We start from the raw sequence: 12507 nt of genomic DNA on the forward strand, positions 1-12507 counted from the left end.
AATCTTAATATTTTAAACCTATACCCATATTTTAATAAATAATGAGTTGTAATTAATATGAAGGATCCATTTAAAAGTGACAATTATAGAGAAAATCTCGGTTTCCTTAAAGAAGCTATAAAAGCAAGAGATGAGTTAGTAACTATTAGACATTATAATAAAACGGTAAGGGATTTATCTCAGGCATTAAAGCGTTTTACAGATAAGGCAGAAGATGTAGCTAAGTTTGTTATACGTGGTGACTCAATTGATTATGTAAAATCGATGAATGGAAGGCCATCAATTCTTAAGATATTAAAGGGAATATTGAATAGAATCTTTGGAAGAAATGTTCCAGTTAAGAATATAAGTAGTTTTATTGATAAATTACCTCCTCCTACTTCAATGACAATCTTTGAATATCTAGAGGCTTGTCGTAAAATTTCAGGTTTGGAGCAAGTTGAAAGAGGAAATATTGCAATAGCTCCAGAAAAGCCAGAACGCAGTTTTCTAAAAGAAGATAGACAAGTGGATGTTAATTATAATGATTCAGGCCATGGAAATTCATTAGATGAAAAGCCTGGATACAAAGAGATATCAAATTATCAAGAGAAGAAGAGTAAAATTTTGACAGAAAATTCACAAAGTTCAAAATCGTCTAAAGAAGAGCCAATTTATGCAACAGTTCCTAAAAAACATATAGAAGCAAAAAGAGAACTTAAACAAAAACAACAATCTAAACCTCCAATATTGCCAAAACCATCAATAGCACTCCCATTGCCAAAAAAAATGTTTGCTGCTGGTCAAGAAGTTAGACAAAAACCAAAAGTAGTAGGAACTGTTCCTAAATCAACTAAAGATAAACCTGAATTACCACCAAAACTTAAAAATTTAGGTCATACTGATCAAAAATCAAGCACAAAGCTAGAAATGGTAGTATCTTCTATGGAAAAAGATAAACCTAAATTACCACCAAAACTTAAAAATTTAGGTCATGCTGATCAAAAATCAAGCACAAAGCTAGGAATGGTAGTATCTTCTATGGAAAAAGAAATTAATTATAATATCGATATTAAAGTACAAGAGATAAGAAAAAAATTCAAACAAAATCAAGCAAAAGAAAATCCTAATGCGCAAACTATTGAAAGCAGGACTACTCCTGTTGCACAAGTGAATATAGATGTGGAGAAAAAAACTAGGCCATCACCAAAAGTTGCTTCCCAATCTCGCTTATTTCCAATGGGGGATGAAATATCTCAGATGAATCTCTTATCAGCAAAATCTGATCCGAGACCTCATGTTAGCAAAAGAGCTCTTCTCACAGATGTAAATGTAAAGCAAATAGTTGTACAATTTGAAAATTATGGAAGGAAAGAATCATAACTTATTGAATAAACCCAATAATATTCTTGATTTCTTTTATGTTATAGAAGCACAAGCTCTCCACTTGAAATAGTTGAATTTCAGATAGGAGAGCATTTATCTGATAATGATATAGTGAGGTTGGATGATGTATATGGAAGATTTTGAAATTCTAATGTTAAAGATACTCTATAAGTCTACTAAATTTAAGGAAGCAAAAATCTCTAGTTTTCAAATAAAGAAAAGTCTACAATTATACGAAGTTTCAAAAATATAATGTTTAACCTCAAAATATTTTGTAATGTCCATTGCCTTTGAAATTACTATGGCTGCTTGCTATTTGCGAGCGAAAAATGCCAGATTTTGCTCTATAATGACTTTGTTCTCTATTATCGGCATTGCCCTTGGAGTTGCAACACTAATAGTGGTGATGTCTGTGATGAACGGATTCAGAGCAAAGTTGCTTGACTCAATACTTGGCATTGATGGCCATATTAACGTTTATTTTGATAGGAACATAAATTCAGATTACTACGCAGTTTCAAAATCTATTGAGAGAATTCCTGGTATATTAAAAGCTACTCCTATGACCAATGATCAAGTCATTATTGCAGCAAATGGTAAAATTGCAGGTAGCGTAGTGCGAGGTGTGTCAACTAAAGACTTGCTTGATAGTACTGCCGTTACAAATAATGTAATTATAGGTGATGTAAAAAAATTTGATGAAGGGATAATAATAGGAGCACGATTGGCAGAAGCTTTGAACATTGACTATGGCGACGAAATTACGTTTATATCATCTGAAGAATTTGATGCATTACTTGGTGAAATGCCGCGAATGAAAAAATATAAAGTTATAGCAATATTTGATATGGGTATGTTTGAGTATGATAATACCTTGATATATATGCCTCTAAAATCAGCACAAGCCTTTTTTAATTATGAAAATAGCATAAAAAATATAGAAGTACTTGTAGACGACGTTACTAGAGCTGATAAGCTGGCAGATGCTATAGAAAAAGAAATAGGAATGGAAGCTGAAAGTTGGCAATCACAGCAAAGCCATTATTTTAGTGCTTTAAAAACTGAAAGAAATGTGATGTTTTTAATTCTTACTTTGATTATAGTTGTAGCAGCGTTTAATATTATCTCAAATTTAATGATGATAGTGCAAGAAAAGAAATCCGCGATTGCAATTATGCGTACATTTGGTGCAACAAGTGGAAGCATTATGCGCATATTTTGTGCTTGTGGTCTATTAATCGGTTTTACGGGAACTTGTCTTGGCTGTATTATAGGTGTCGTTTTTTCTCTCAATATCGAAAGCATTAGAGTGTTTTTAGAAAACATTACTAACGTCAAGCTGTTTGATCCTATGATATACTTTTTTTCAAGTTTACCAATGATATTAGTTCCTCAAGATGTAGTGAACATTTCTGCACTTGCATTATTCTTATCATTTTTAGCGACAATTGCTCCTGCATTACAGGCAGCTGCACAAGATCCTGCGGAGATATTACGTTATGAATGATACTCAGCAAAAGTACATAGGTTGGTTCTTAATTGTATTGTTATTTACCGGTTACATCACAATAAATAACATAATCTTTTTAAAAATAAATCAGCAAGAGAGTGAAAATAACGTGAAAACTTTAATGGAAGGCATGGATGAGCTTAGAATGTTACTTGAAGTTAATCAATCTAGAACGGAAAAAAGGATATTTGACTTAAAGAGAAGTCAGCATACTCAGTGTGAGCAAGGTGATAATAATTCAAGATGTAAGAACCTTGCAAAATTGCTGTTACTTGTGATTAAAATGAAGAATTCGTTATTGCGAGAAGCAAAATTTGATAACCATATAAATTCAATAAAGCCTTTGATATCAGAGCTTGATGATCCAGAGATAGAAAATGCAGTAAATGAATTGGAAAGTTTGAAAGAGGTAGATACTTTACGTGAGTTGAAGTTATCTTTTGAGAAGACCATTGCTGTTATTAACTACAATAAAAGTACATTGTCTAAAAAAATCATTTCAAACTGGATTAGAATACAAGATAAAAATGACCCATTAAGGGCAAAATTCGCAGAAATTGAGGAGTCAATAAACGATAATGATTGGCAGAGCATAGCTACTACAATAGGAGATTTAGCACACCCAGAATTCAAGCCATGGCTGAATAAATTGAATGGTCTTATTGTAGCTTCTAAGAATATTTCAACAATATATCATCACTTATTACAATATATCTCATGATTTATTTTATAATTTTCGCTTTTTCGTTTTTATTTGGCATATGGGTCAAGGTAAGTGGTGAAGTAATAAAATTAGAATTAGGCAATTACACTATAAGTATTGATCTATATTTCATTATTTTTACTTGTGTAGTTTTGTTATTTTTATTAATTACACTTGTACGCTTTTTTTCCTCCATTTCATCAACATTTGCCAACATAAGAAATAGAAGAAGGGATAGGGAAGAATTGCTTCTCTTTGAAGCTTTCTTTAGCATAGACTTAGACAATATAGAGAACGCCCAAAAGGTAGTTAAAAGTCTAAATGAGAAGAGCGATAGGTTGTCTTTAATAAAGCTCTTTAACTCAGGTAAGACGGGAAATTACAGCTTTTTCAGTAATGGTTTAACAGACATTGTAAATAAAAATCGTAACTTAGCTCTACTTCTAGCCAATAAGCTAATTGTTTACCTCAAACAAGAAAAGGTAGTCTTTCAAAAATTTATAGAATATTGCTCTAGCTCAATCAACGATAAAATGCTATCTATTCCCTTTCAAATAGAGCATTGCATATTGAAAGAAGATTGGATTAATGCAATTTTGAGATTAAAGGAAGCAGTTAAGTTCAATATTTTTCTTCCCTTTGACCATAAAGAAATGTTTGCAGTTTTTTATTGTGCTTTGGCAAAACAATATGAAAGTAAAGGGGATTTTAAAGGGGCTATAAAGTCTTTATTCAGAGCACAAAGTTATTATGCAACTTTTCGGCCCATCAATTATTTAAAGGCAGAATTATATATTAAACTTGGAAAAATCAGAAAAGCTTCTGCAGTGCTAGAGATAGAATATGCAGTAAATCCTACTCCTCAGTCAGCTAGAATGTACATCAATTTAAATAGTAAAGGTGCTGAAAGACTATACAACTTACGCCCTGATTATTATTTTAGTTACTGTTTACTTGCTTTGTCCTCAATGAGTTCAGGTAAATATGATCTTGCAAGTCAATATTTAGACACTGCTATCAAAAAAGCTAATTACATGTCAATCTACTTTATTGTAATACAGCTCAAGGTTACATTGCAAGAACACGACAAGGTAATTTATTGGCTAAACAAGATGGGCTCAGAAGCTTTGCCTGATCCAGGCTGGAAGTGTAAAAATTGTAACAGAGAACTAAAGCAATGGGATCATAAGTGTTCAAGTTGTAATAGTTTTAATTGTATTTATTATGTATTATAAGATTCCACAAAGTGTGATGGTATAGAAATTACCATTAGGCTACTTTCACATTGATATTGCTGAAGTTAGAACACTTTCTTAATATAATCCTTATCTTCAAACAATAAACCTGCAAGTTTCTTAGTTAGACTTGGTTTTAATGTCAAAAAAACTTGCTTTTAGACACTAACAGTTATATATTTTTAATAAATAGAGTTGTATACAAAATGAAGAGCTTAAAGGAATTATCCTTAAGAATTAAGAATATTAGGTCTGTCCAGAAAACCACGAAAATAATGCAAATGGTTTCTGCAGCAAAGTTATTACAAAGCCAAAAGAAATTATCAAATTCAAAATTATATATATCTAAGCTGCATAGCATTATTTCTTCATTAATGCTATCAGTTGATCAAAAATTACTGGCAAAAATTCTAAATGTCAGTAACGACAATTCTTATCTAGTATTCATTGTTGCGTCTGATCGTGGCTTATGCGGCAACTTTAACTCTTCTATTGTCAAATTTAGTCAAAATAAGTTAATCGCAAATGGCAAAAAAGTAGATATTGTATTTCTTGGTAAAAAAGCTTTTGATGTAGGTAAAAATAGATTTGACTCTAAAAGTATTTTAAAAATTGAAAATAGTAAGGGAATCACGTTAAAGCACGTAGAAGCTTTGGTTGATGGTATAGATTTAAGTAAATACGATAAAGTTAAAGTTTTTTATAGTAAATTCTATAATACCTTCACGCAAAAACCAATGTTGGAAACAATAAAACCATGGAGTGAAGACTCATCCTTGATTGACAACTCTCTGGCTGGTCCAACAATAGATTACGGCTATGAGTATGAACCACAAAATATTGAATTTATTTTAAAATCTTTGGTTCAAGATTACGTTGTAATTGCTCTTTACTCTGCTTTGCTTGAAAGTGCAACAAGTGAGAATAGTGCTAGAATGGTTGCTATGGAATCAGCAAACAGAAACACTAAAGAGATGCTGAACAAACTAGCATTGCTTTATAATCGTTCTCGTCAAGCAGCAATTACAACTGATTTAATTGAAGTTATAGGTGGTGCAGAGTCTTTATAAAAATCTAAGGAATAGAAAATGAATATATTAAATATTGCAGCAGATATCACTAAATTAATAAAAAAGCAGAATCAAGACGCGGAAGTTACAATATATGAGACTAATAAAACTTCAGTTTCTCAGCGTCTATCAAAAATTGAGCAAATATCACAATCTAAAAATTGCACTGTAGGAATCAGAGCTATAGCAGGTAAAAACAAAGCTGCGTATATTTCTACAAACGATTTGAATAATCTTAGTGATACGGTAAGCCAAGTGGTAGAAATGGCAAAGAATGCGCCAGAAGATCCTTGCATTAATTTTGCTGTAAATGGTAGTAATTATATCTCTTCTGCAGATTTAAGTATCTCAGATAATAATGTTGTAACCGTTGATAACCTAAAAGAAATTGCTGAAGCTGCAGAAAATTCAGCCCTTGCACATAAGAGTATCACTAATTCTGAAGGAGCCTCTTCTTCATACGCTTTAGTGAATACAGTATTATCGACTGTTTCTGGTTTTATTGGCTCGTTTAGTAAATCAACCTTTGCTAATCAGGTCTCTGTTGTTGCTGGAAGAGAAAGTGAAATGAAGGTTGGTTACGATTATGATATAGCATGTAATTTTAGTGATTTAAAGTTGCCAGAGTTAATAGGAAAAGAAGCAGCAAAAAGAGCAGTTGATCAATTGAATTCACGTACAATTAAAACTGGTAAATTTCCAGTTATTTTTGGAAAAAGAGCAGCAAAAGGGCTAGTAAAAAGTTTTGCTTCTGCTATAAATGGGAGCAGTATTATAAGCAACAGTTCTTTCTTGAGGGGTAGTTTAAACGCTCAGATTTTCAACGATAGAATTAATATTATCGATGACCCGTTGTTGCCAAGAGGCATAGCATCGAGACCATTTGATGGAGAAGGGATAACTAGCAAAAAAAATATATTTGTAAAAAACGGAATATTACAAAATTGGATTTTAGACTTATACTCGGCTAAAAAATTAGACTCAGAAACAACCGGAAGTGCAACTCGTGCAAGTAATGCTGCAGTTATTCCTGCAGCTAGTAACTTCTATATTGAGAATGGTAATGTATCGTTTGAAGAATTAATTCAGGAAGTGAAAAAGGGAGTATATGTAACTGATTTATTTGGTTTTGGTATCAATTTAATCAATGGTGATTACAGCCAAGGCGCTTCCGGATTTTTTATAGAAGATGGAAAAATAACGTATCCAATACATGAGATTACCATTGCTAGCAATTTGAAGGATATGTTTAGCAATTTAGTCGTTGCAGATGATCTAACTTTTTGTGGGCAATTTAATTCACCGACAATTAAAGTTAGCGAAATGACGGTTGCAGGTTCGCTTAACGATTAAAAAATTTATTTGCATCAAGTACAACAATTGTGTATTATTGTCATGTAATGTTAAGAATAGACTATGGAGTATAAAGGTTTAGTTTCAATAGCTAAGCTTAAAGCATTCTCAATCGTAATTTCAAAGTTTTTCATCACATTAGTAATATTAGTTAATAATTTAGGAGTTGTTTAAATGGAATTTGGTAATGTAAAATGGTTTAATGCCGAAAAAGGCTATGGTTTCATCAAGCCAGAAGGTAAAGGGGGTGATGTTTTTGTACATATTAGCACATTGGAACGTTCAGGAATAAGACCTGAGACACTTAAAGGAGAGAATAAAGAGAAGGGAATAAAAGGAGAAAGGGTGAGTTATGAGGTTAAAGAGGAGCGCGGTAGAAACGGAGAAGATAAAAAATCTGCAATAAATTTAAGATTGGAAGATTAATCTATTATGAAATCTTTTAACAGGATTAACGTATTGTGAATAATTTTCATGAGATGGGTCTACCAGCTTCGCTTACACAAGCTCTAGATAAAAATAATCTTTTCGTCCCAACTCCGATTCAAATACAAGCGATTCCCTTAGCGCTACAAGGTAAAGATATTCTCGGATCTGCTCAAACGGGAACTGGAAAAACTTTGGCATTTGCTATTCCGTTGGTTGCTAAGTTGCTGAATGAGCCTAACGCTGGTTCAGCTTTAGTCATTGTGCCAACCAGGGAGCTTGCGCATCAGGTAACAAATGAGATAAAAAAACTCTTATTTCAAAATTCTGCACTAAGGGTTGCTTTGCTGATAGGTGGTGAGCCTATTTTTAAGCAGCTAAATCAGCTTCAGAAAAAACCACAAATTGTAATAGGTACTCCTGGTCGTATTATAGACCATATTGAGCGTAAAACTTTGATTACTCGCAATGTTAGCGTTCTTGTGCTTGATGAAACGGATCGTATGTTTGATATGGGCTTTGGAATTCAAATTGAAGGGATCATGAAATATCTGCCAAAAATACGGCAGACTCTTATGTTTTCTGCAACTCTTCCTAGTGATATAGTTAAACTTACTGAGAAGTACCTTAATCGACCAGAACGTATTTCTGTTGATTGTGAGACTACAACTTCTGTAAAAATTAAGCAAGAAATTGTTTATGCATCAGAATCAGAAAAATATGAAAAGCTTGTTACACAACTATGTCAGCGCGAAGGATCAATCATTATCTTTGTCAAAACAAAGCAAGGAGCGGATCAGCTAGCTAGCAGATTGCACAAAGATGACTATAGCGCTTTAGCAATTCATGGTGATTTAAGGCAGCACAAGCGCGAAAGGGTCATTAATTCTTTTCGTCGTGGCCATAATCAAATCATGGTTGCAACAGATGTTGCTTCTCGCGGCCTTGATATTCCCCACATTCAACATGTTATCAATTATGATGCACCACAATCGCAAGCTGACTATATTCATCGTATAGGTAGAACTGCACGCGCTGGAGCTGAAGGGTATGCGCTATCTTTTGTTACACCTCAAGATAAGAGAAGACTGCCTGCACTGGCAGACAAAGAAGGAGAGCCAAATTTTGATTGTAGTGTGCAATTTAAAAAACGTAACAGCAAAAAGGTCTTTAAAAGGCCAAGTACGTTAAAGACTAAATACGGTAGAAAAAAGATCAATGCATTTAAGAAGAAAAGCAGAGTACTAGAAAAAGCGTATTAAATAGGATTTACCTACAACTTGATAAGCGTAAAACTCGTCATTCCGCTACTCATTAGCGGAATCTATGCTGAGATATCGCGGTGCTATGACGTAGATCCATAGTGGGGATTCAAATTGGCTACAGCGAACTCCTGGATTTCAATTTTTTTAATAATTGTGTGCTATTCATTATATATGAGTTCCCACTTTTAAAGAGAATAGAAGATGATTTCCAAAAACTTAGAGGCAAGTTTGAATAGAGCGCTACTCATTGCTTCTAATTTTAATCTAAAATATGCGAAAGTAGAACATTTATTGCTGGCGTTAACTAAAGACGTGGACGTAAATTACGTTTTATCAAGATGTAATATCAGAGCCGATGAAATCATCAATATGGATAACATTCTATCAAGATGCAATATTAAGGCTAATGATTATAATAATAATATAAAAGGGTTTTTACAAAGCAGTTCAGAATTGATTATCAGTGGAGTTAAACCTAGCTCAATGTTTCAATGCATAATACACAGAGCAATAATACGGGCTCATAGCTTGGGGAAAAAAGAAATAAATGGAGCAAGTGTTCTAGTAGAAATTTTGTCTGGGCAAGATTTCTACGTTGAAGATCTATTGCAGAAACAAAGTGCGAAAGATTCCAATTTGATTTACCATATATCTAATATGAAATACTCTAACGATATAGATGAATACACCACCAATCATAAAGTAAAACTTGATAAAAATAATGACGCTCCTACTACAGTAAATAAAGGTGAGCTACTAAAAGATGAGGAAATTCTACAAAGTTATTGTAAAAATTTAAATGACTATGCAAGAAGCAAAAAAATAGATTATGTTATTGGTCGTGATTATGAATTAAATCGCACTATAGAAATATTATTGAGGCGTAGAAAAAACAACCCTTTATATGTTGGAGACCCAGGTGTTGGCAAAACAACAATAGTTGAGGGTTTGGTATTGAAGATCATTGAAGGCAGTGTTCCGAGTGCGCTCAGGTCCAGTGTAATTTATGCTTTGGATTTAGGATCACTCCTTGCAGGGACACGCTACAGAGGTGATTTTGAAGAGAGAATAAAATCTATAATAAAAGCGATTGAGGCAAAACCAGGTGCTATCCTTTTTATTGACGAAATACACACTATCATTGGAGCAGGTTCTACAAGTGGTAGCTTTCTTGATGCAGGTAACCTACTCAAACCTGCGCTTGCAAGAGGTACACTGCGTTGTATAGGCGCAACTACATATAGAGAATACAGCACTAGTTTTGAAAAAGATAAAGCACTAGCGAGAAGGTTTCAAAAAATTAATGTTAAAGAATCTTCTGTTAATGAAACGATAAAGATACTAGATGGTATAAAGCACTACTATGAAGGGTATCATGGAGTATATTATACAAAGAATGCCATTAGGTCTGCGGCTGAACTTTCGCATAAGTATATTACTGGGCGAATATTACCTGATAAAGCGGTTGATGTTATTGATGAGGCAGGAGCATATTGTAAATTGCTAAGAAACAGGGGTAAAATTGTAAATAGTAGAGATATTAAGAATACCATTACTAGAATTACAAATGTGCCTTGCGGATCTGAATCTGATGATTTGCAGAAAGTAAAGTCTTTAAAAGCTAATCTAGAGAAGGTGATTTTTGGCCAAGAGCAGGCAATAGAATCTCTTGTTAGTTCTATTAAAATTGCTAAATCTGGGTTGAGAAATTACAATAAGCCTTTAGCAAATTATCTTTTTGCAGGGCCAACCGGTGTTGGTAAAACCGAGCTAGCAAAACAATTAGCAGAAAGCATGGGCATGAATCTTATACGCTTTGATATGTCCGAATACATTGAATCTCATACGATATCAAGGATGATTGGTTCTCCTCCTGGATATGTAGGTTATGATCAGGGTGGATTACTCACAGAGTCTGTATCTAACAATCAATATAGTGTTGTGTTGCTTGATGAAATTGAAAAGGCCCATAGCGATATCTATAATATATTGCTACAAATTATGGATTATGGTTGTGTTACAGACACTTACGGACGTAAAGTTAACTTTTCCAATATAATTTTAATTATGACAACTAATGCAGGAGCAGTTGAACGCAGCAAAAGTTTTGTTGGCTTTGGGCATAAAAATTTTAACATTGGTGATAGTGAAAAAGCGATAGAACAGGTTTTTAGCCCTGAATTTCGTAATCGTCTTGATGCGATTATTTCTTTTTCTGACTTAAGTACGGATGTGATTTTGCATATTGTGGATAAATTTGTCCTAGAACTGAAAAAGCAACTGACGCAAAAAGGCATAAACTGCTTGGTAGAGGATGAAGTGAAATCTTATCTTGTACAAATGGGTTATAGTAAAGAAATGGGAGCACGTCCGATAGAGAGACTTATTGAAAAAGAGATAAAAAGTTACTTAGCGGAAGAAATACTGAATCGTAAATTAACAAAAGGAAAGAAATTAAGAATTTATATGAATAAAGTAGCAAATAAAATTGCTTTTGATATAGTTTAAAATCCTTGTATTGAACTTCATCTTTGTTACAATTTATAACTTAAATTTAATTTGAATTATAGTGATAAGTGATAAAGTAAAACAAGTTCTAAGCTACTACGAAAGTGAAAACCCCGGGGTAAAAGCAAACCTTACTCGTATTCTCATGCATGGAAAGCTTGGTGGCACTGGCAAGTTAGTGATTCTGCCTGTAGACCAAGGGTTTGAGCACGGGCCAATAAAAAGCTTTGAAGTTAATCCCGATGCTTATGACCCACATTATCATTTTCAGCTTGCGGTTGATTCGGGAGTAAGTGCATATGCTGCTCCACTTGGTATGATTGAAGCTGGTGCTTCGACTTATGCTGGAATGCTCCCACTTATTTTGAAACTTAATAGTTCCAACTCCTTACATTCAAAAAATCTGACTTCTGATCAAGCAATAACCTCTTCTGTGAAAGATGCGCTGCGTTTGGGCTGCTTGGCTGTTGGATTTACTATATATCCTGGTTCTGCCAAGTGTTTTGATATGATGGAAGAAGCTCGTGAAATCGTAGCTGAAGCCAAATCTTATGGGCTTGCAGTAGTGCTATGGTCTTATCCACGTGGTGAAGGAATTTCCAAAGAAGGTGAAACAGCAGTTGATGTTATTGCCTATGCTGCGCACATAGCAGCTTTACTTGGCGCTAATATAATCAAAGTAAAGCTTCCAACTAGATATTTGGAAAAAGAAAAGATAGAAACAGAAAATATTGAATCATTATCTAAAAGAATTGAATATATTAAAAAATCTTGCTTTGCAGGGAAAAGAATAGTAGTTTTTTCTGGTGGCGAATCGAAGGAAGTAGATGACATATGCAATGAAGCGAAAGAAATTAAGCAGGGAGGTGGTAATGGTTCAATCATTGGACGTAACACTTTTCAACGCAAAAGGGAGGAAGCTTTATCTATGCTAAAAGATATAATGGATATCTACACATAAAAAACGGCTGGGTGGCAGAATGGCTTATGCGGAGGACTGCAAATCCTTTTATACCGGTTCAATTCCGGTCCCGGCCTCTTTCATTTTCTATATCTTGTAAAAGTTGCTCAA

Annotated in this window: 10 protein-coding genes and 1 tRNA gene; all 11 read left to right on the forward strand. The window is 33.7% G+C overall.

What is annotated here, in order from left to right; all coding sequences use genetic code 11:
* Positions 1 to 57 precede the first annotated feature (57 nt).
* On the forward strand, positions 58 to 1362 hold the full coding sequence (locus OPR43_RS00835) for a hypothetical protein (protein WP_265034994.1): 1305 nt from the start codon (positions 58 to 60) through the stop codon (positions 1360 to 1362).
* 280 nt (positions 1363 to 1642) lie between these two features.
* Entirely contained in the window at positions 1643 to 2872 is a 1230-nt protein-coding gene (locus tag OPR43_RS00840; RefSeq protein ID WP_265034996.1) for a lipoprotein-releasing ABC transporter permease subunit, read from the forward strand.
* Positions 2865 to 3596 (forward strand): hypothetical protein, encoded by a 732-nt coding sequence (locus tag OPR43_RS00845; protein ID WP_265034998.1) that lies wholly within the window; start codon positions 2865 to 2867, stop codon positions 3594 to 3596. Before OPR43_RS00840 ends, OPR43_RS00845 begins: the two co-directional genes overlap by 8 nt.
* Positions 3593 to 4813, forward strand: a complete 1221-nt coding sequence (locus tag OPR43_RS00850) for a heme biosynthesis protein HemY (protein WP_265035000.1) — start codon at positions 3593 to 3595, stop codon at positions 4811 to 4813. The genes OPR43_RS00845 and OPR43_RS00850 overlap by 4 nt, the downstream gene beginning before the upstream one ends.
* Before the next feature lie 206 nt (positions 4814 to 5019).
* Positions 5020 to 5883 (forward strand): ATP synthase F1 subunit gamma, encoded by an 864-nt coding sequence (atpG, locus tag OPR43_RS00855; protein WP_265035002.1) that lies wholly within the window; start codon positions 5020 to 5022, stop codon positions 5881 to 5883.
* Between the two features lie 18 nt (positions 5884 to 5901).
* On the forward strand, positions 5902 to 7236 hold the full coding sequence (locus tag OPR43_RS00860; protein WP_265035004.1) for a TldD/PmbA family protein: 1335 nt from the start codon (positions 5902 to 5904) through the stop codon (positions 7234 to 7236).
* Positions 7237 to 7410: 174 nt separating this feature from the next.
* Positions 7411 to 7662: a cold-shock protein gene (locus OPR43_RS00865; RefSeq protein WP_064124857.1), complete on the forward strand. Its 252-nt coding sequence runs from the start codon at positions 7411 to 7413 to the stop codon at positions 7660 to 7662.
* A 35-nt stretch (positions 7663 to 7697) separates the two neighbouring features.
* Positions 7698 to 8924 (forward strand): DEAD/DEAH box helicase, encoded by a 1227-nt coding sequence (locus OPR43_RS00870; RefSeq protein ID WP_265025864.1) that lies wholly within the window; start codon positions 7698 to 7700, stop codon positions 8922 to 8924.
* A gap of 204 nt (positions 8925 to 9128) precedes the next feature.
* Positions 9129 to 11435, forward strand: a complete 2307-nt coding sequence (locus OPR43_RS00875) for an AAA family ATPase (RefSeq protein ID WP_265035006.1) — start codon at positions 9129 to 9131, stop codon at positions 11433 to 11435.
* A 64-nt stretch (positions 11436 to 11499) separates the two neighbouring features.
* Positions 11500 to 12396, forward strand: coding sequence for a class I fructose-bisphosphate aldolase (locus tag OPR43_RS00880; RefSeq protein ID WP_253309992.1), 897 nt, complete (start codon positions 11500 to 11502; stop codon positions 12394 to 12396).
* Positions 12397 to 12401: 5 nt separating this feature from the next.
* Positions 12402 to 12473 (forward strand) — tRNA-Cys (locus tag OPR43_RS00885).
* Positions 12474 to 12507 lie beyond the last annotated feature (34 nt).

The organism is Wolbachia endosymbiont (group A) of Apoderus coryli (assembly GCF_947251615.1).
Taxonomy (GTDB): domain Bacteria; phylum Pseudomonadota; class Alphaproteobacteria; order Rickettsiales; family Anaplasmataceae; genus Wolbachia.